General features: G+C 66.8%; 20 protein-coding genes. 6 read left to right on the top strand and 14 right to left on the bottom strand.

The window, feature by feature from the left end; all coding sequences use genetic code 11:
• Positions 1-304: 304 nt before the first annotated feature.
• Both IEZ03_RS27650 and IEZ03_RS27655 read left to right on the top strand, forming a co-directional pair.
• Positions 305-1123 carry a GAF domain-containing protein gene (locus tag IEZ03_RS27650; RefSeq protein ID WP_131951836.1) on the top strand — a complete coding sequence of 273 codons (819 nt, stop codon included), beginning with the start codon at positions 305-307 and terminating at the stop codon, positions 1121-1123.
• Positions 1124-1220: 97 nt separating this feature from the next.
• Positions 1221-1502, top strand: a complete 282-nt coding sequence (locus IEZ03_RS27655; RefSeq protein WP_184889556.1) for a hypothetical protein — start codon at positions 1221-1223, stop codon at positions 1500-1502.
• 200 nt (positions 1503-1702) lie between these two features.
• Here IEZ03_RS27655 and hemC read toward each other — a convergent pair whose 3' ends face one another.
• The 5 genes from hemC to IEZ03_RS27680 all read right to left on the bottom strand — a co-directional run bounded on the left by hemC (position 1703) and on the right by IEZ03_RS27680 (position 5245).
• The gene (gene hemC / locus IEZ03_RS27660; protein WP_184889554.1) at positions 1703-2716 is read right to left on the bottom strand and encodes a hydroxymethylbilane synthase; all 1014 of its coding nucleotides are present in this window, start codon (positions 2714-2716) and stop codon (positions 1703-1705) included.
• Between the two features lie 12 nt (positions 2717-2728).
• Positions 2729-3625, bottom strand: a complete 897-nt coding sequence (locus IEZ03_RS27665) for a porphobilinogen synthase (protein WP_184889552.1) — start codon at positions 3623-3625, stop codon at positions 2729-2731.
• 170 nt (positions 3626-3795) lie between these two features.
• On the bottom strand, positions 3796-4248 hold the full coding sequence (locus IEZ03_RS27670) for a hypothetical protein (protein WP_189241243.1): 453 nt from the start codon (positions 4246-4248) through the stop codon (positions 3796-3798).
• 14 nt (positions 4249-4262) lie between these two features.
• Positions 4263-4892 carry a hypothetical protein gene (locus IEZ03_RS27675; protein WP_184889548.1) on the bottom strand — a complete coding sequence of 210 codons (630 nt, stop codon included), beginning with the start codon at positions 4890-4892 and terminating at the stop codon, positions 4263-4265.
• Positions 4889-5245, bottom strand: coding sequence for a hypothetical protein (locus IEZ03_RS27680; protein ID WP_184889546.1), 357 nt, complete (start codon positions 5243-5245; stop codon positions 4889-4891). Before IEZ03_RS27680 ends, IEZ03_RS27675 begins: the two co-directional genes overlap by 4 nt.
• A gap of 338 nt (positions 5246-5583) precedes the next feature.
• Between IEZ03_RS27680 and IEZ03_RS27685 the strand changes: the two genes are divergently transcribed.
• The 4 genes from IEZ03_RS27685 (at position 5584) to IEZ03_RS27700 (ending at position 8506) form a co-directional block, all read left to right on the top strand.
• Positions 5584-6468 carry a helix-turn-helix domain-containing protein gene (locus tag IEZ03_RS27685; RefSeq protein WP_184889544.1) on the top strand — a complete coding sequence of 295 codons (885 nt, stop codon included), beginning with the start codon at positions 5584-5586 and terminating at the stop codon, positions 6466-6468.
• A complete protein-coding gene (locus IEZ03_RS27690) occupies positions 6465-6665 on the top strand; it encodes a DUF397 domain-containing protein (RefSeq protein ID WP_184889542.1) in 201 nt (66 codons plus the stop codon). Before IEZ03_RS27685 ends, IEZ03_RS27690 begins: the two co-directional genes overlap by 4 nt.
• Positions 6666-7710: 1045 nt before the next feature.
• Positions 7711-7887, top strand: a complete 177-nt coding sequence (locus tag IEZ03_RS27695; protein WP_184889540.1) for a recombinase family protein — start codon at positions 7711-7713, stop codon at positions 7885-7887.
• Positions 7888-8089: 202 nt separating this feature from the next.
• Positions 8090-8506: a hypothetical protein gene (locus tag IEZ03_RS27700; protein ID WP_184889538.1), complete on the top strand. Its 417-nt coding sequence runs from the start codon at positions 8090-8092 to the stop codon at positions 8504-8506.
• A 113-nt stretch (positions 8507-8619) separates the two neighbouring features.
• Here IEZ03_RS27700 and IEZ03_RS27705 read toward each other — a convergent pair whose 3' ends face one another.
• The 9 genes from IEZ03_RS27705 to IEZ03_RS27745 all read right to left on the bottom strand — a co-directional run bounded on the left by IEZ03_RS27705 (position 8620) and on the right by IEZ03_RS27745 (position 19260).
• Positions 8620-9591: a C40 family peptidase gene (locus IEZ03_RS27705; protein WP_184889536.1), complete on the bottom strand. Its 972-nt coding sequence runs from the start codon at positions 9589-9591 to the stop codon at positions 8620-8622.
• Complete coding sequence (locus tag IEZ03_RS27710) at positions 9582-10496, bottom strand: replication-relaxation family protein (protein ID WP_184889534.1); 915 nt, start codon at positions 10494-10496, stop codon at positions 9582-9584. Before IEZ03_RS27710 ends, IEZ03_RS27705 begins: the two co-directional genes overlap by 10 nt.
• Positions 10496-12949, bottom strand: a complete 2454-nt coding sequence (locus IEZ03_RS27715) for a type IV secretory system conjugative DNA transfer family protein (RefSeq protein WP_221481806.1) — start codon at positions 12947-12949, stop codon at positions 10496-10498. Before IEZ03_RS27715 ends, IEZ03_RS27710 begins: the two co-directional genes overlap by 1 nt.
• Before the next feature lie 2 nt (positions 12950-12951).
• Positions 12952-14754: a VirB4 family type IV secretion system protein gene (locus tag IEZ03_RS27720; RefSeq protein WP_229808625.1), complete on the bottom strand. Its 1803-nt coding sequence runs from the start codon at positions 14752-14754 to the stop codon at positions 12952-12954.
• A complete protein-coding gene (locus IEZ03_RS27725) occupies positions 14751-15173 on the bottom strand; it encodes a hypothetical protein (protein ID WP_184889530.1) in 423 nt (140 codons plus the stop codon). Before IEZ03_RS27725 ends, IEZ03_RS27720 begins: the two co-directional genes overlap by 4 nt.
• Positions 15170-16135 (bottom strand): PrgI family protein, encoded by a 966-nt coding sequence (locus IEZ03_RS27730; RefSeq protein WP_184889528.1) that lies wholly within the window; start codon positions 16133-16135, stop codon positions 15170-15172. The genes IEZ03_RS27725 and IEZ03_RS27730 overlap by 4 nt, the downstream gene beginning before the upstream one ends.
• Positions 16132-17667 carry a TrbL/VirB6 family protein gene (locus IEZ03_RS27735; RefSeq protein WP_184889526.1) on the bottom strand — a complete coding sequence of 512 codons (1536 nt, stop codon included), beginning with the start codon at positions 17665-17667 and terminating at the stop codon, positions 16132-16134. Before IEZ03_RS27735 ends, IEZ03_RS27730 begins: the two co-directional genes overlap by 4 nt.
• 128 nt (positions 17668-17795) lie before the next feature.
• On the bottom strand, positions 17796-18206 hold the full coding sequence (locus IEZ03_RS27740; RefSeq protein ID WP_184889524.1) for a pilin: 411 nt from the start codon (positions 18204-18206) through the stop codon (positions 17796-17798).
• 232 nt (positions 18207-18438) lie between these two features.
• The gene (locus IEZ03_RS27745) at positions 18439-19260 is read right to left on the bottom strand and encodes a hypothetical protein (protein ID WP_184889522.1); all 822 of its coding nucleotides are present in this window, start codon (positions 19258-19260) and stop codon (positions 18439-18441) included.
• Positions 19261-19371: the final 111 nt, after the last annotated feature.

The following is a 19371-nucleotide window of genomic DNA, read 5'->3' on the forward strand; positions in this document are numbered from 1 at the left end:
GTGCGCGCCGCCGGGCGTGCGGCCCCGTGCGCGCCGCCGGGCGTGCGGCCCCGTGCGCGCCGCCGGGCGTGCGGCCCTCTTTGCGTTATCTCGCAGGCGAGATTGTGGAGGGCATCTCGCCCTCGTACACGGTTGTCATCCGCCGGATCCAGTGAAACCGCTCAAGAACGATCTAGAGATGTCAGGTCACGGCCAGAGGCGGCCACGCGGCTAACCTAACGATTGCGGCATCCACCGACGTTGACCGATGCGGGAATGTCAGGCTTGAGCTACCGCATACTTAGTTGAGGGCGGCGAGGTGGGCATGGGTTGGAAGTACTGGCGTAAGGTTCTTGGATTCTTCTTCATCTCAGCAGCCTCCGGCGCCGGCCTGGTTGCGATCGGTGTCTATGGCGAGGGCTTCGCCAAAGACGACGACAAACGGCTCATGTACTTGGTCGGGGGCGTGCTCGCGCTGACGGCGGTGCTCGGCACGTTCATCGAGAACCACATGGCGGAACGCGCACGCGCCCGTGCGCGCGAACGCGCGATCAAGGCCGAGGCCGAGATGACGCTCCTCTACAACAACATCCTTCTGCCAAGCGCACAGCGCATGCGTGACCAGGTTTCCAAATACGTCAGCGACCACCCCCGGACCACACCTATCGATGTCGCGTCCCAACAGAACTTCGAACGGTTCCTCGAAGAGATCCTCGAAGGCGCGGTGCGTCTCATCGCCCCGCCAGCTCCTCCCAATTTCCATACCCGGGCGAGAGCATCGTTCTACTCACGGACCGCAGCCGACGATTATGAGCTGGTCAAGTTCAGTCCAGTGACGGCGCCTTCGCCACGCGCGAAGATCGAGGGCGCGCATCCTGGTGGCAGCCACATTAAAGTCGACATCCTGGACAAGGACGCTATATGGGTGGTCGACGGTACGCCCCCCAATATTAGTTATCTGAAACCAACATCTGTGAACTCGTATGAGGCTGTTATCGCTGCACCGGTCATCTGTAATGGCAGGCAATTCGGCGTTCTTTCGATCGACGCACCGACCGCCAAGGACTTCATCGTTGAACACCGCAACTTGATCCGTGCACTGGCCGACCTGATTGCTGCCAGCAAACTCCTGACCGACAACTGAGTAGCGAGGACGGTGGTCTGGCTTGGCTGCGAGTGGCTCGTCCCATGAGCAGGGCGAAGAGGAACGGCGCGCCAGGTTGTGGGAGGTCTACGGTGCCATGATCGAGGAGCGGCGCGCGGCCTTCCAGGAGGCAACCGAGAGGATTGATAGCGAACTGGGACGAGAGCATGAAGAGGCGTTTCCCCGTTCAATCATTGCGTTGCTCGCCACTGCCTCGTTGATACTTAGCGGCGTCTTCCTCTTCCAGATGCTGGATACCCGCTGGTGGATCGTCCCGGTGGCCTTGGCGCTAATTTCGCTGATCAGCGCTCTCTCTTTTGCCTTGCGCGGTTTCGGAATCCAGCTTGTTATTCGCCGACGCAGCTCCAGGCGCGGCTAGGACGTGCGATGAAGCGGCACTTGAGCGAGCCTGCAGTCGGGCAGTGATATTTGGTCTTGCCCTTATTTAAGTTCGGGCATAGAGTCGCTCGATCCAAACCTCTTGCTGTCTTTCCGGGTAGAGATCATAGAAACCGCGTGCGTTGGTGTACCAGCCGGAGGTGAACCCCTCGGTTCGAATGCGATACCTGTCGTCATCGTTCAGTGCAGACGAGTGCCGGCGATGATGCTTCGGGCGTTCTTGCGGATTAGGCTCGCGGCTACGAAGGCACCGAGTTCGTACGCGTGCTCGGGGATGTCCCATTCGTGGGCGTAGGCGAACGTCGCGCCGTCGCGGCTGAACACCATGCCGATCAGGCTGAGCTGGCCGTCGTCGGTGGTGTTGCAGTGCCCGGCAATGGGACTGTTGCAGTGCCCTTGGAGCGCGTGGAGCATGGTTCGCTCGGCGAGGATATGCGTGCGGGTCACGGCGTCATCGATGACCTGGAGAAGCTCCACAATTCCCTCGTCGGCCTTGCGGCACTGGACGCCGACCACTCCGGCCCCGATGGCGGGGCACATCTCCTCCAGGCTGAGGAGCTGCGAGATGCGGTGTTCCATGCCGACCTTGGCCAGGCCACCGCCCGCCAGGACCAGGGCATCCACCTCCCGCTCTTCGTCGAGTCGATTCAGGCGCGGGACGACGTTGCCGCGGAACCGCTGCACGTTGAGATCGGGGCGGTTGCGCAGCAGCTGGGCCTTGCGCCGCACGGCTGACGTCCCGATGCGCGCCCCGGGCGGAAGGTCACTGAGCGTGCTGTACTTCGAGCCGTCGGGGAAGACCACGGCGTCGCGCACGTCGTCACGTTGGAGGTAAGCGGCGAAGACGAACTCTTTCGGCAGGGGGACGTCGCCCGGAACGTCCTTCATGCAGTGAACGGCGGCGTCGATCTGTCCCATCATCAGGGCCTTGTCGATCTCCTTCATGAACAGGCCCTTGCCGCCCAGCTCCGACAGGTCGCCCTTGTATCGGTCCGCCGATGTCTCGATGGGGATGTATTCGATTTCCAGGCCGGGCACTACGGCCGTGAGGGCGTCGATGACGCGCCGGGCGTAGGCGCGGGCGAGGTGGCTGGTGCGCCCACCGAGCCGGAACGCCCTCGCGGGCAGTGCCTCACGGAAGTAGGTGGCGGCTGGGGTGAGAGAGGTGCTCGATTCGGAAGGAACGACGGTCATCACGGAGTGCTTTCAGGACGTTGGGACGGTGGGCGACGCATCACCGAGCGTAGTTGCGAGCGTCAGTGCGGCATGGCTGACCACACGCGATGCTCCGGCGCGCAGGAGCATGGCGTACTCCTCGGCCAGCAGCGAGGGCGGAAGGGTGATGCACTCTCCAGAGACGGAGAAAGGCAATAGGGGCACGTCGGCCTTGGTGTGCAGGCCGCTGAGTATGTCGGTGGCGAACAGGGCGGGCTCGATCAATAGCGAGTCGGCGCCTTCGGCCACCATCATCAGCCCCCGCTCAACAGCCGTGGCCGTTGATCCCGAAACGGAGAGCTGGAAGGGCCGACGCGCTGACTGTGGCCGGATGTCCATCGCGGCGCGGTATCCGCCGTAGAGGCGTGAGCTCACGATCAGATGCGGCATGATGCGGACCTGGTCGAACCCAGCGGCGTCGAGCGCGCTCCGGCACGCCGCGATCGAGCCGGGGATCATGGCGGCGGGGCCGATCACGTCGGCTCCGGCCCTGGCTTGCGTCACGGCCTGGCGCGCCAGCGCCGCATTGGTTGCCGCCTGGTCGGGCTTCCCAGCGCGCCCGGTGAGGTGGCATTCGCCGGTCGAGGCGTAGGCGCATAAACAGGTCTCGGTCATCACCTCCATACTCGGCTGCGTCGACTTGATGACGCAGATCGCACGTGTCATCACCGAGTCATGGGCTGCTGCTCTTGTCCCTGAGACATCACGCCGGTCGGTGGCGAAGACCTTCACGGCGGTTACGCCTGCCGTATGGGCGCGCGCCGTCACTCGAGGGAGTTGGTCCAAGGAGTAGGTGGGCATGGAGCCGCCGGCGCTGCTGTCTTCTCGGACGAGCACGACCATGACGAGGCGCTCAGCGGAGAGCTTCAGGGGTGAGCCCTTGAGCACGCGACGTGTCCTCTCTTACCGAAGTGCTGTTGAAGGGCCCGGAGCGGGACCGTAGAGGGGCGAAGGTCCTCCGGGGCCTGGAGGGTCCTGGAACCGCATGAATCAACGCGGCTCCAGGACCCGCACCCCGTAACCCTCTTCCCTTCTGGCGCTGTGGGGTGTGACCTGCATCAAGGCGCGCAGTGCTGTGGGATTGGGTCCGCGCCCGAGGTGCGCATCTGGACGCGCGACGGCTCGTCCTGGTCGGTTTGTGGCACCGCCGAATGCGCGTTCGGCACGGGCTGTCCTGCCTCCGTCGCCTTCCTCACGAGCGTGATGTGCTCGTCCACGACCTCTTCGAGTTCCAGGCGAACTTGCTGCTGGCATTGGTCGATCGTCCGGCGGAACATGCCGTGCATGGTCATCGCCTCGTCCCACGCCTGCGCCACGATGCCGAGGGCCGCTCCAATGGCCTCATCAGCGGGACGGCGCTTCATGCCCGCCAGCTCCGCCGCTGTGCGGTCCTGCACGTAGGCGGTCATCAGACCGACGCGCACGAAGGGGATGCCGTGCTCGAAAAGCCGGTCGGCGAACAGAGTCGAGATCAGCGCACCCATGGCTTCCGGCTTGGCCGCGTACGCCATCGGTCCGCTCGCCGTCATCGGGGTGCCCCCACGGTGCGCAGCGCCGCCTTCACCTGGACCACGGCCTCGGTCGGGTTGTCGGCCTCGCACAGCCAGACGCCTCCGCCCCAGCTGAACCACCAGCGGTCGGCATCACTCGCGCGGCGCTGGCATTCGATTGCGACCCCGCGCGAGTTTGCGCCCTTGGACACGCGCAACCGGTGCTCTTCGACCATGTCGACGGTGAGATTCTGTCCTCGCAGGAGGTTCGCCAGCGTGACCACGTACGCCGCGCCCTCCGAAGCTGCCGGCCCGGGGTTGCTCTCCTGCTCGTCACGGTTCACAGGCAAGGCATTGCCGCTCGCGTCCGCGGGTTGGGTCCTCACGTAGCGGCGAAGGCTTCGCAGGTTCGGCGGTCCGCACGTCCCCAACTTGGCGACGACTTCGAGTTCCGGCTTGAGATACCGCCGCGGCGACCCGACGGCGTCTTGAACCACCGAGATGAGGCCCTCTTCCTCCCAGCGCACCAGCACACCGACCTGGAGGCCGGTGATGGCGAACGCATCGCGCGCGGCGATCCACGGGCCGTCGGCGGTGGTCATGCCGTTGATCTCGGCAACCTTGCCGAGCTGCTTTCGGGGGTAGTCCGATACCACCAAGGTCATGCCGCTACTGCCTCTTTCATCTGGGTTCTGATCTGGTGTGCCGCCGCCCTGGAGTCGTTCGCCGGCCGGATGAACTCGCCCGTGCGGATGTCGTAGAGCCACCACGCCCCGTCCCGGCAGTAGTGGCAGCCGACCGTGACGGCTCGTCCGGGCACGCCCAGGGGGATCACGTTGAGGACGACGTAACCCTCGGCCTCGGCGAAGACCGTGACGATGCCCTCCAAATGGGCGAATGCCCTAGACAGGCTGGCCAGGAACGCAACGCGCTCGCGCTGGGGGATCAGGGTGGCGGGGCCGCGCGTCCGCTTCGCCTCCGGGGGCGGGGGGACGTATCGCGCCTTGGGAGACCGCACGTGTGCTCCCATGGTCAGGCTCCGAAGACATGGCCGTTGCCGTCCGGGCTCCGGTATTCGTCGATAATCTTCATGATCGGCTTCCTTCGTGCGTGGGGCAGTTGTTCCTCTGCTGTGGCGAAGCGCGGAACGGGCGCCCTGACCGGCTCGCCGAGATCACGGATTGTCGCGAACTACCTCCGTGCTGACACCGAGTAGAGCACCATGAAAACCAGGACTGCAAGGTGTCAGAGTGAATCTCCGTGCCGAATTTCCGCAGGTCGGAGACTCATTGCGAATCGTGCGGGGGGATGCTTTCATTTCGAGTGAAAGACCGCCCCGGGATGGAGGTGAAGCGGATGACGGGAGCCGCGACGGGGTCGACCGTCCCTCGGAGGCAGCTCGGCCGGTACCTGCGCGAACTTCGGACGAACGCACGCCTAACGGTGCAAGCCGCCGCGAAAGCGCTCGAATGGTCCGAGGCGAAGATGTGGAGGATCGAGACCGGGCAAACGTCCCTGCGGTCTCACGACGTCGAGCTAATGTGCCGCGTCTACGGGGCACGCGACGAGCTGAAAGTGGCCCTGATGGGCCTCGCCAAGGAAACCAAAGGAAAGGGGTGGTGGCACGCCTACGGCGACGTCATCCCGGACGGCTTCGACCTGTTCATCGGCCTAGAGGAGGCAGCACGCAGCCGAGAGGAGTACTCACCTGAGTTGATCCCTGGCCTTCTTCAGACCCCCGACTATGCCCGGGCGGTCATCCGGAACAACACCCGTCTACAGGACGAGGAGATTGACCGCAGGGTGCAACTGCGAGTCCAGCGACAGACGCTGGTCACTCGTCCAACGGCGCCTCCCGAACTGAAGGTGGTTTTGAACGAGGCCGTGGTGCGTCGGGTGGTGGGTGGGCCGACAATCATGGCCGCTCAACTCGGCCACCTCGCAGAGGTGAACCAACGCGCCAACGTGTCTGTCCGCGTCGTGCCGTTCTCGACGGGCGCGCATAAGGGGCTGGACACCGGACCGTTCATCGTCCTCCGGTTCCCGACGACGGCGGACGGTCGCGACCACGAACCGCCGACAGTCTATGTGCAAGGCTTCACCGGGGCCCTGTATCTGGACAAACCCCGTGAGATCGACCGCTACGCCGAAGCGTTCGCGGCCATTTGGAGCAACGCCTTGCCTTCGGAGGACAGTTCGGCGTTGTTCCGGCAGATAGCAAGGGAGATGAACGAACCATGAGCGCTGACTTCGCTGCGGCCAAGTGGCGTAAAAGCAGCCGTAGCAACTCCGAGCAGGAGTGTGTGGAGATCGCAGAGGCATCGTCGGCCATCGGTATCCGTGACAGCAAGAACCCCAACGGCGGTCATCTCGCCCTCAAGCGTGCCGTTTTTGCCGGCCTCCTCAACCGCATGAAGGCTGGCGACTTCGACATCTAGCCGGGTGCGTCCCGGCATGGGTGAGTTTGACGATGTCGCGAGGTGTACGCGGGCCCCGGGTAGGTGGAACGCCATCGGGGCCTGCGCGGTCGTCCGCTCGATCTAGGCTAATGCCTCATCGGTCAAGTTTATCGCTAGGCGTGTCCTGCATGTTCATACGTCAGGCAGGCAGCCAGGTCAAATATTGTACCGAACTTGGGATCATCGACGCCGAAGATTAGATCGACGCATGTCGATAGTTGTTTGGCGGGTCGACCGATCGCCAGGGCCGCACTTATAGCTACGTACTATCGGTGGTCCCGCGCCGCAAGCCGGGAGCATCTCAACTGCAGTTCTATTATTCGAGCATTGGAGAACCATGACTGGACGGGGTTTGATTGGGCCACGGCCAACTTTCCGAGACGATCTTGAAACCTTCACCGCCATACATGGAATCATAATGTATCTCTATTTGAATCCGACATCGAATCAAATCCAAAAACCATGAATGCTGATTTACGTTGAAATTCTCAAGACAAATGAGGAAGATGTCAGATCCGGCAGGAATTGGCTGACCCGCACGGAAGGTTCTTGCGCCAGGCCATTCTGGCAGGTTTTTCAGCATACTATTTACAATAGACTCCTCCCAGGGACCAAGGGGGTTGCCATCTAGAATCAGTACCGTCTTGCGAATGATTGCCGGCCCGAGCCCCCAATTGGCTAACCTAATTCCAGTTCTTCCGCCGTTGATTCTCGCGTGACGAAATTCTAGAAGCGGTCGAATCGAATTCCGATTGTGTTGCTGCTGATTTCTTACTGCCATGACGGAAACCACGAGAGACAATACGGCTATTGCGGTTGCGCAGACCGCAGTCACGGTGTTTGCGTCCATCGCAACCTTCCAGATCAGCGATCATCGAAGAGCCACCCCTCTTAAGACTCCCGTCAGGGCGATCCCGTTCCCGACTCCTCCCACTCGACCCGATGGCGCCGACCGGCTACCAGTCGGAGATCGAACTGGCACCGCAGTACTCTGGGGGGCGGAGCAGGAGTGTTTCGGTAGGTGGTGGCTGAATCCAGCACCGGGCGCCCGGCCAAGTCCCGGATGGTAGGCCGGTGGACCTACTCCTCGGTGTGCGACGTCCTGTGCAACCCCAAGTGCACCGGCTACATGGTGTGGAACCGCGACCTCTCCGGCGAGCGGGAGGAACAACCCGCCCGAAGCGTGGATATGGTCCGGTGAGCCCACCTGGTCTGGTGACGATCGAGGTCGTCACCGAGGCGCAGCGGGTCGCCCGCACTAGCGCGCGGTGCCGCAGTCGCCCAGGTGGCCCCAGCAGGCCCAAGAAGCCTCGACGGTTCTTCGTGCTGAGTTCCTACAGGACCTGCGGGCTGTGCGGGCGGCAAATGTTCGGCAAGGAGGACTTCGACAATACCTCCTACAAGTGCAGCTCCAGCGCGCCTACCTGCCCGACGGGCAACCCGCCGTAACGGGTGGGGGAAAGCCGCTGATAGAGGGGCTGGACGAGTTCAACACCCGGGAGATCTTCACCGACGCGAACGCCTTCAGGTGGTTCTCGCCCGGATGGACGGCGGGCACCAGACGCAGGTCGCCACGGTCAAAGCCAGGATCAAAGACTTGGCCGGCGGCAAGCGCGCGTACTCGATCCGCAGGAGAGCCTGGAGGAGCCGACCCGGGCACTCGTTCACGGGCCGCCGAGATCGCTGCCGATCTGCAGGCGGAGCAGGTCAGACTCCGGGAACTCCAGGAGACCGCGCGCGTCCGGCTGACGATGCGCCATGACCGGGAGAAGTATCTCGTGGACCGCGAGGTGACGATCACGTCCGAATCGTGGATGTGAGGAAGGGCCGCCGCTCGGCCGGGTGCAGCGCCGTGCCGCGCTTGTTTCCGACTTGATCGGCAATCTGACCTATTCGACCGTTCGTGCTCGGCAGGTCGCAGTGAGAGGCCCTTTCAAGTCTTCCATCGATCGTCTGGGGAGTGGGGGCGGCCTCTCAGCTTGAGCAGAGGGCGGGTGGTGCCGACCCAGTCTTGGCGGCGGTAGGTTTCTACGCCTATGGCGGGGCGGCAGGTTGAGCAGCGGGCGGCGACCATCTTGCCTGGGGCGATGACGAGGCCGACATGGCCGGGGCGGTTTGTGGAGGTGCCGGGGCCTGAGTTGAAGAAGACCAGGTCTCCGGGTTGTGCCCGGTGGTTGGGGACTCGTATGCCGAAGGGCCATTGGGCGAAGGTTGTGCGCGGGATGGCGAGGCCAGCGGCTCGGTAGGCGGCCTGGACAAGGCTGGAGCAGTCCCATGCGTGCGGGCCCGTGGCGCCGAAGACGTAGGGCTTGCCGCGTTGGGCCATGGCGAAAGCGATGATCTTTGCGATCGTCTCGTTCGGGGCGGCGATGGTTCCGGAGTCGGTGCATGCGATCGGTGGCGTGGCCTTGTAGCGGCGGGCGCGGTGGAGGACGTCCCCCACGTAGGCGTCGCTGTGGTTGTAGGCGAACAGGGCGGCGTGCATCTTCTGGGGTGCGCCGTTGTGTTGGAGGTAGCGGGCGGCGGCGGGGATGGCGTCGGCGGGGTCGTAGCGATCTTTCTTGCCGTCGTGGTTGCCGTCGATGCCGAAGGCGGCCCAGGTGGCTGCGAGGAACTGCATGGGGCCACCGGCTCCGGCGTGGTTCTCGCCTGAGCGGACGCCGGGTGCGCGGGATCGGCCGTGGTCGGACTCGGCTGCGCCAACGGCGGCGAGGATCTCCCATGGGATGCGGTACTGGGCTCCGGCCTTGCGGTAGAGGGCGAGGTAGTTGGCTGGGATTCCGGCGACCGGTGGACCGTCCGTGTCCAGGCCGCATTCGTTGGGCGAAGAAGATGATCCGCTGACAGCGCCTATCAGGACGACGGCCAGGACGACGAGGGCGACCAGTCCGGCGACTACGGGCAACGGCCGTCCTCCGTCTCGCGGGACCCGGGAAGGGGTTGCCGGAGCGGCGTGGTTGCCAGGGCGACCAGCGGATGGCGTGGTCCGTCCGTACCTGCGGGTAGCCAGATGGGGGCGGCCGGGCTGCTGGTCGTTGGTGTGTGGACGGCGGTCGCGACGGGGACGGGTGGTGTTCCCAGGAGTCTGCGGAGGTTGGCTTCACGGCGGCTGCTCGGCAACCAGAACAGAACCGGGGTGTTGATGCCGGTCGCTTCGGCGAGGGCCTCGTATCCGTTGAGCTTGGCGGCGACCTTGGCGAGGGTGACGCTGCCGGTGTCGTGTTCGAGGAAGAAGTCGATCGTTGCTGGTCCGTCGCCTTCACGAGATGGCTCGCTCCATCGGCCGTAGGCGTCTGGGCGGGCGAGGTCGCCCCAGAGTTGGGCGCATCGGTGTTCGGGCCACCATTTCTCGAGGCGCGCACCGGGGACGTGGCGCGCATGGGCGTGTAGGCGGATGAAGAACTCGTTGACGCCGACCTGGTGGGCGAGGTGCTTGGAGTGGCTGATCCGTAGGACGGTGGTGCGCCGGTAGCCGAGTCCGGCGAGGTCGGTGTCTCGGTGAGCGGCCAGGCATTGGGCGCCGACCGGGCCGAGTACCCAGTGGAAGGGTGCGGCACCGACTGGCACCCACGGCTGGAATCTCTCCAGCGCGTCAAGCCGGAACAGTTGCAGGAGCCGGTCGCGCGCCTTGTTGGGCGCGGTGAAGAAGATGGCGGCGATCTGGTGGGTGGTGAGGACGCGGTGTTCCCAGACGAGTTCGAGGATCGCTCGGTCCCGGTCGGTGAGCCGCCGGCGCAGTTCGAGGAGCTTCTCCGGTGCCGCGCGTCCGGTAGTTCCGGAGCCTCGGCGGTGACGGATGGTCTTGGCCATTACTTGCGCTCCTCGTCCTCGGCGGCGTGGTTGGTGCGGGGATCGAGGAGAACCGTGTTGGCCGGAGACGCGGTTGCCTTAGAGGTGATGGGGTGCGGTGCGAACCGTTTGCGTGAGGCGTGGCGGATCTCGTCGGCGCGTCCGGGGATCGGGTCGCGGAGCGGGCGGGTGCGGAAGGTGAACGCTTGGGTTGGCTGGCTGGCGGTGACGAGGCGCCCGGTGGCCTGGTAGGCGCCCAGGTGGGCGAGGTCGTGTGCGGACAGGACGGGGCCGGCGTGCCGGGCGAGGTCGCTCGCGTCTTCGGGTGAGGCCGCGAAGTAGATCTTGTTGCGGGCGTCGGCGGACACCGCGTCGCGCAGATCTTTGGGCAGTTGGGAGAGGTGTTGGTGGGCCAGGACGAGCGAGAGGCGGTAGCCGCGGGCCTCGGCCAAGATGTCGGAGACCGATCCGGGCAGGTTGAGGAAGTTGTGGCACTCGTCTATGTAGGCGGCCGAGTCCGGCCGCTCGTGCTCGGGCAGTGCGGCGCGGCGGGTGATGCCTTGCCAGGTGTGTGCGAGCAGCAGTGACCCCATGAGGCGGGCGGCGTCTTCGCCGAGGACGCCCTTGGGGAGCCGGGCCAGGACGAGGCCGCCGTGGTCGAGATGCTGGGCCAAGTCGACGGTGGATCCGGTCGCGGAGAGGGCTTGGTGGACGAACGGGCGGAGCAGGACGGCGCGGAGCTTGTTCATCACGGGGCCGATCGCGGCGGCCCTTCCGGCAGGTGACAGTTCTTCGTAGCCGGACCAGAACCCGCGTAGGAGATCGTCCGAGAGTCGTCCGACCACGCGGGCACGGAATGCCGAGTCGGTGAGGAGCTGCGGGACCTGGGCAAGGGTGGCGCGGGAACCGTGAGCGTGCATGAGGCTCAGGCAGGCCGAGCGCAACAGGTCGTCCAGGCGCGGCCCCCAAGACGAACGGAAGCAGCGATGGAAGATCGACACGACCGAGTCCACCGCGAACGCCGGATCGGGGCCGGACAAGATCCCGACCGAGGGCGGCGGTGCGGGGTCGGACGGGTCGAACACCACCGTTTGGCCTGCCATGCGGCTGGGGAGGCGGTCGAGGACGTCGGCGATCAGGTCACCTTTGGGGTCGATGACCAGGGCGCCGCGGCCGTCATGGGCGTCGTCCAGGATGAGTGAGGCGAGCAGGGTGGATTTGCCGACGCCGGTCTGTCCGAGGACGTGAACGTGCTGGCGTCCGCCGGTGACCGGTAGCGCGACCGGGCGCCGGTGGCTCGCGTCGGCGTCGCCCAGCAGCCGTGCGGGACCGTTGACGGCGTCCGGGCCGGTGGGGACGTCGGGTGACGGGGCGACGGGTCGGGCTCCGGCGCGCGTGATCGCGGGCGCGTCTTGGTCCAGGGGCAGGTGTGCGAGGGCGGCCAGTTCGGCGGCGCCCAGCAGGTAGCCGCGTCGGAATCGACGCCACATTAGGGCGCTGGTCGGGTCTGGAAGCCTGCGGCGGCGTAGGTGCTGGTGGCCGGATGCGTACAGCGCGGCGATCGATGCGAGGGCGTGCGCTCGACCGCGCAGCCATTTCTGGAAGTGTTCGGTGTCGGGTGCCCCGACCGCGTAACGGATCTCGACCTCGAAGCGTGGTTGAGCCGCCTTGGCCAGGATCGCGCGAACCTGCTCGGCGCGCTCGGGATGCGCACTTGCCCGTGTGGCGGGGGATGCGTGCCCGGAGGTACTCGCGCGCATTCCAGGTGTGATCAGGTCGAAGAAGAAGCCCCGCGACGAGGCAGAGCGCCCATCCTTCAGCCTGGAGGCGACTCGGTGCGCGCGCATGAGGCGACGGCCGGTGACCGGCCGGGCGAGGATCTGGACGGCGGCGTACTGCCCCTCGTCAAGTCCCGACATCGCGCTGAGAAGGGAGCGGACCGGATCGGTCTGATGATCGGTCTTCAGCGGATAGGAGTCATCGCGGGACAGCACGAGACGGCCACCGACCGTCGCTGCCCTCGTCGGGATGGGAAGCGCGGCGGGGCGGGTCGTTGTGGTGGTGGCGCCTGGCCAGGCAGCTCGGATGGTCTCCTCGACCATGCCGGGCGGCACCGTTTCGGGCACCCAGATCTGCACGCGGACTCCGGACGCGTCGCCGACGTACTCGAAGGCCAGGTACGGCTGTCCGAAGATCCAGCGCTTCCATGCCGGGGCGAGCAGGGCGGTCTGGTGGGCCAACCAGGCGGGCGCGCTGGCCGGATCGACCTGCGGCGGAACCGACACCGTGATCAGACGGTCGTCCTGGTGGAACCGCCGGTTGTGCCAGTGACACAGTGCCGCGCTAGCCGCCTTGTACACCGAGAAGGCCGCTCCCGCGACAACAGCGGCGATCGCGCCGTAATGCGTGACGAGCGTAGGGATGTGCTGGCTCTGGTCGAAGATGTGCGTCCAGTGCGGGACGTCCTGGAGCATGGTCACAGCGGGTCGCCCTCCCCTTCGTGGTCGAGTAGTTCAGCGGGATCGGTCGTGATGACCTTGTGCTCGGCGGGGGAGGAGATGGCGGCGAAGGCTGCCCTGTCGCCGGCGTTTCCGCCGCACAGCAGGCCCTCGCCTCTTTCGGCCGACAAGAGGAATGCGCGTTCGCCTTCGGACAGCGCGAACGCGTCGCCGACGGCGGTGATGGCTTGGGGTGCCTGGCGGAGCAGGATCTGGGTTGCGGAGTTGGCGACGACGGCACGGCCGAGGTCGGATGCCAGCAGGTCGGCGGCGTCCTGGGTGACGACAGTCAGCCCGGCCCAGTGCTTTCGAGCGGACTTGGCGAGCCGGTACAGGAAGCGGGCGCCCTCGGCCTCCTTCATCAGCATCCACGCCTCGTCGACGATGACCAGGCGGGGACGGCGGTCGGCGGGGTTGGCGACCTTGCGCCAGATCGCGTCCAGCGCGAGCAGTACCCCGACGGATTTGACCTCCTCGGGCAGGTCTCGAAGCGAGAACACCACCAGGTGCCCGTCCGGGCGGGTGGTCGTGGCCTGCGCGAACAACTCCTTGTAGGAACCGGCGACATACGGCGTGAGGCGTTCGGCGATCGCCTCGCCTTCAGGATGGGAACTGATGGCGAGTTGTTCGACCAGGTCGGCCAGCAACGGTGCCGGACGCCTCCAGGTGGCGGGGTCGGAGTTGATGCCCTTCGCGGCGTAGGCGGCAAGGACGGCGCGGTCAAGGACGGGCCGCGCGGCCGGTGTCAGCGGCTCGCCGAGCATGGCGGCAACGAGTGTCTGGGTGAACAGGGCGCGGCGGATCAGGGTGTCGTCGCCCTGGTCGGTGGGCAGGTCGAACGGATTGAACGCCACGCCCCTCGCGCCAAGGCCCAGGTGGGTGCCGCCGGTCGTCTCTGCCAGGGCCCGGTATTCGTCCTCTGGATCGATCACCGACACCTCGACTCCGTGATACAGCAGGCGCAGCGCTTCGAGCTTGGTGAAGTAGCTCTTGCCCGCGCCGGACCGGGCCAGGACGACGGAGTTGTGATTGTCCTGGGCGAACCGGTCCCACATGACGACGCCCGAACTGGCGACGTTCACCCCGTACAGCACCTCGTTGGAGCCGGTGGGGGCGTTCAGGTCCGGTGACGCGAACGGGAACGATGCGGCCAGGGCGCTGGTGTCGAAGGTGCGGCGCTGCCGGATCGAATCGGTTCCGAGTGGCAGCGTGGACACCCAGCCCTGCATGGCGCGAAAGGTTGTCGGCTGCGCGTCCAGCAGCAGGGACGCGGCCAAGGCTCGGACCTGCTGAATCTCGGCGTCCAGTTCCGCGGCGTCCCAGGCGTGAACGGTGAGGTACAGGCCGACGCGGAAAAGACGGCCGTCTCCGCGCGCCAGCGAGGAGGCCAGGTCGGCGGCATCGTCGGCGGCGGCCTCGGCTCCGAAGTCGGCCAGTCGGCCCGCCTCGGCGTTGGCGCGGGCGCTGGACTCCAGGCGAGCGAGCTGCCGCCGGAGCCGTTGAGCGGCGACCATCGGCGGGATCGGCTCAACGTGCATTGAGACGTCGAGCCGTCCGGGGTAGGTGAGGAGCGGTTCCAGCCAGCCGGCTCCGACCTCGCGCGGATATCCGGTGATGGCGAACGACGCACAGCAGCCGTCCGGCATCTCCAGGGACGATGCGTTCACGCGGAGCGCGGAGGGCGCGAGCAGATCACCCACACCGCCCGGCCGGTCCTGGTCGTCTTCTCGGGTGGGTGCGGCTGAGGTGAGGAAGGACCGAGTGAGTGCGGACAGCTTCACCGGGTCACCACCTGGGCGACCGGGTGACCGCTCGCCTGTGCGGTCGCGGTCAGGACGTGGGCGAAGTTCTCGCGGTCCAGGCTGCTCAGCGCCGATGCAGGGAAAGCGCCGCCGGTGGCCAGTGCCGCGGCGACCTGGAGAACGGCGGCCTCGCCCGACGAGCACACCAGGCGCCCGCGGCGCAGAGCGGTGACGGCCTGGTCCCACTTCACCCAGGCGAGGACTTCATCGGATGCGCCTGGGACGGTGTCCCGCTCGATGAAGTGAGAGCGGAAGTCGGCGCGGGTCAGCCAGAACCCGTGCACGATCAGTAGCTCGACGGCCGCGAGTTCACCCCGCAGGCCCTCTGCGTATCGGAGGAGCCCGCTGGCCAGATTGTTCATGGACGGTCGCTTGATTCGCCGATGAGCGTGGGTCATGCCGAGGCTCCTTCGGTGGTGTGGGCGGTGATGGGCTCGTCCAGGTCGGCGGGCGGAGCGGGGCGCTCGTGGCCGGGTGAGAAGGCGTCCGACAGCACCTGGACGCAGGCGTCGGCGTTTAGGAACTCCGCCGTCACGCCGAAGCCGCTCAGCGTGCGGACGGCTTCGGCGGCTCGGCGAGCGACGATGGCGGCGCTCGCCTCACGGGCGCGTTCCCGGCGTCCCGAACCCGGGGCGGGCTGATCGCGGACGACGATGAACACGTCTCGCACCAGCAGGGTCCGGGAGTCGCCGACCTCGTCGAGGTAGGCGGCGTGATCTTCGGCCGCCCGCTGCAAGGCCGGGTGCGGGAGATCGGGCGCGGCCTCCGCCACCCGTGAGGCGAGGTCGGACAGATCAACGGGGCGGGCCCGGATGAGGATCTGCACCGGGGCCTCAAGCGAGTTGAGCCACCGTCCGAAGAAGCCGACCAGCGCTGCCTGCTCGGCGGACGTCCGCAAACCGAAGGAGATCGTTCCCGCCCGGACGAGTGCGGCCGTTCCCTCCTTGCCCAGGTCCATGACGCCGTCTTGGCGGACGGCACGGACGGGGAACCGCATGGCGCCCGGCAACCGGCCTCGGACCTTGCACCAGGCCGGCGCCTCGGGAATCGCTTCGGGTGCGGCGATGAGCGTGCGTCGCCGACGAAGATGATCGATGGCGGCGAGGGCGAACCGGTCCAGGCCCATGCCGTCGCGGCGAGCGAGGGCCATCGAGGCCCCTGCCGTGAGCACTGGGAAGCACACCCCCGCCGTGACCGCGACCGGTAGCAGCGGCGAGATGATGACGAACACCAGCGCCGTGATCAGGGCGGTTGCGCCGAGGATGACGAGCTGGCGTGCGGTAAGCCCGTACATGATCTTGTCGGGCTGCTCCACATCGGCCGGGATACGTGCCGACAGCGGCTCGTGGTCGTCGTTCAACGGTTCCTCCTGCCGTGGCGGCGGTTTCGGGGCGGATCGAGCCGCATGAACCTGCGCGGTGCTGGACGACGGGGACTCTCGGCGCGCCGGTAGGGGCGTGTCGGTGGCTGCGTCGGTATGCGCGGGTGCGGCCGGGCAGGGCCACCCGCACCCGTCCGGCCGGGAACGGGCGGGACGTGTGGCCGGTGTGGCGCGCCCCTGGGTGCCGCACCGTGTCCGGGGCGGTGATGGGGTCCGGGGCGGCCGTGTGCGGCGTTGTGGGGGCCGCTGCGGGGCCCGTTCGCCGAACCCGGGCGCGGCCGGTGTCGCCGGTCGGGGCCGCGCGGTTGGCGGCATTGGGGGCCATGACCGGGGCCGCGATCGGGACGGGGACCGGTTCCCCCTGACGGCCCGCCAGAGGGGCCGCCGCGGGGCCCGTTGCGCGGCCCGCCACCGTTACCGGGGCGGGGTCGGCCGTGCGTTGTACTGGCCTTGGCGGTACGGGCGGCGCCTCGAGTGCCACGTGCCGCCTTGCCCGCGAAGCCCACCACGGCGCCGACGCCCTTGTAGACGACGAACGTGCGCACGAGCTGGGAGAGCATGCGCGGCTGCGCGGGCTGCCACACGGTGCGCGCGACCCACCGCGGAATGCAGATCAGCACGTAAAGGAGCGCGATCACCAGCAGCAGGTCGACCAGTTCCGCCTGCGCGGTCGGGGCACCGAGGAAAGAACCGCCGTCGTTGCTGTGCTGCGACAACAGCAATTGCAGGGCGGTGATGAACACGAACGACTGGCAGACCTGGATCGCCAAGGCGCCGGTGATCCCTCGCCACCACAACCGCGCCAGGCCATCGGTGAGAGGCAGCGCGTGGAACATCAGCGCGATCGGTGCGACCCCGACCAAAACCATGATGATCGCCAGCCGCATCACATAAATGAAGGCCAAGATGCACGCCAGGACGACGACCACCAGCGTGACCAAGACGAAGAAACTGCCCCCGGTGTTGATCGAGGCTTCGATGCCCTGAGCGAAAACCCGTCCGGCCTGGTCGGGATCGATCCGGTCGGCGCCGCTCATGAAGATCGACCGGGCCAGTCCGTTGGCGAGCTGAATCCCGTATCCGATCACGATGAGACTGGTGTTCATCGCGATGAACGCGACCACCAGCCGCACGATCGTCTGCCCTGGCGCGGCTACTCCGGGCAGAGTCTGTCCGGCCATCAGCATCACGCCGGCGAGCAGCACCATGAGCACGAAGCAGGTGTTGGCGATCGTTCGAGACGTCGCCCAGATCTGCTCGGCCGCGTTCATGCCCGGCGACCCGATCTCAGGCGTGGCGAGCTGCGTGTCGGCCAAGAAGCCCAGCACCGGCTCCAGAGAGTCCCTGGCCAGCGACCGGAACCAGTCGGTGATGGCCTCCTTGGTGTGGCAGCCGACGTTCACCCAGCCGCAGTCGTCCCCTTCCTCTTCGCCTTGGTCGCCATCGGAGGAACCGCCCTCCTCGGGGTCTGAAGGGTCGGCAGCAGGGGCGGCGACAGAGACGGCGCTCACCTGCCGAGTAGCCGGACGGGGCTCGGCGCTGGCATGAGGAGCCAGGCTCAGCACGCCCCCACCGGCCAGGAGGAGGGCTGCGACGAAGGCTCGCCTGCGCCGAATGCAGCGGGTCTGGGCGCGCACGGTCAGGACCCGACGACGTACTTGAGGATCTGCACAAGGGCCGGGGCGAGCATGGCGATGCCGTAACCGACGGCGGCATTGCGCAAGGTGCGCTTACCGGCCTCGGCCTCGCCGGGGTCGCCCCCGGCCAGCAGGTACCGGACGCCCCCGATGGTGGCGAACAGGGTGGCCAACGCGACCAGCAGTCCGACGATGACGTTCCGCAGGTTGTTGATGACCTGCTCGATCCGCTTATCGGACGCCAGGACACCAGAGGCGACCTGCGCGTCAGACGCCGATGCCAGGGTCGCGGCGATCACCAGACCGCACAGCAAGATGCCGGTGCACCAGAGCAGAACCGCGGCGGCGAGGCGTCCCGTGCTCACATCGGGCCGGCGTGACGGAAGAAGATCGGACAACGGACGGATGCTCAACGGGCAGCCCTCCAGGCAGGAACACGGAGCAACGGGCGGGACAGAGCGGCTGATCGGGACTGCGGCGTGCGGCGGACAAGGCGAGCAAGCACGGAGGTGAAGACGAGCCGGGCCTTGCGGGTGTCCTCCTTCGGCAAGGGCACTCGGCGGATGGTCAGACAGTGGGGACCGGGTGACTATCCGGCCCGGACCCGTCTTCAACCTGTGTTGTTCTCACCTAGTAACTGACAGCTCACATCCCGTTCTTGGACATCAGCGATGCGAAGTCGTCGCGAAGACCCCCGTCGCGCATCGCGGCGACCAGGCGCATTTCGGCGCGGCGGCGGCGCTTCATCAACGCCTGGTAGTTGGTGCGGAGCCGCTTAGCGAGGTCGCTCGGTGCCATGCCCTCCAGCCGGGTCATGATGATGATCTCGGCCTCAACCGCGGTGATCACGTCCTGCTGGACGGCCGAGGCCAGCAGCAGGTCCACGTGTGCGTCCGACGAGGCGGAGGGGGTGATCTCCGCCAGCGTGCACGGATCCACCGGGATTACCTGCACCCGCGCGCGGTAGGCGCGCTCAACCGTCCTGGCCGAGCGGGCCACCAGCCGCTGCGGGATCCAGGGCTCTTCCAGGTCGATCTGGTGCAGCGTCTCGTGGAACTGCGACAGCAGGTCCGCCGCAACACGGGAGGTACCTGCTCCCGGGTCGTTATCCAGACGGCGCAGGCGGTCGCGCACGACCGCCTTGAGCCCCGGCAGCGCGACACCGACGCACGCCATGACCCAGGCGGGGCCTTCGCTGCGGGCGCGCGTCACCAAGTCCTTCCACGCGGCGTCGCGCGCCTCCTGCCGGGTGGACGGGTGCAGCATGATCGCCCGAAGCTCATCCAGCGCGATCATGCGAGCGGGCAGCCCGTGCCCGAGCACCGCGCCGTCCACCGACAGCGGCGCCGGACCGCGTGTCAGGAGATCGAACGTCGTCTCCGCGACGTCCAGGACGTGCTCGGACTCCCCGCCGGTGCGACGGGTGCGCTGGTCGGAGCGGTCGACCGGGCGGATGTTGGTGGCCATGGGAACCCCCGAGAGAGCGGTCGGTGAATCGGTCACCGACATCTCGCCAGAGGCCATGTGCAGATCATGAGCAGATCATGAGCAGCGACCCGCGACTGGATCTGTTCATGA

The sequence above is a fragment of the Actinomadura livida genome (assembly GCF_014648675.1).
In the GTDB taxonomy this organism is placed as follows: Bacteria; Actinomycetota; Actinomycetes; order Streptosporangiales; family Streptosporangiaceae; genus Spirillospora; species Spirillospora livida.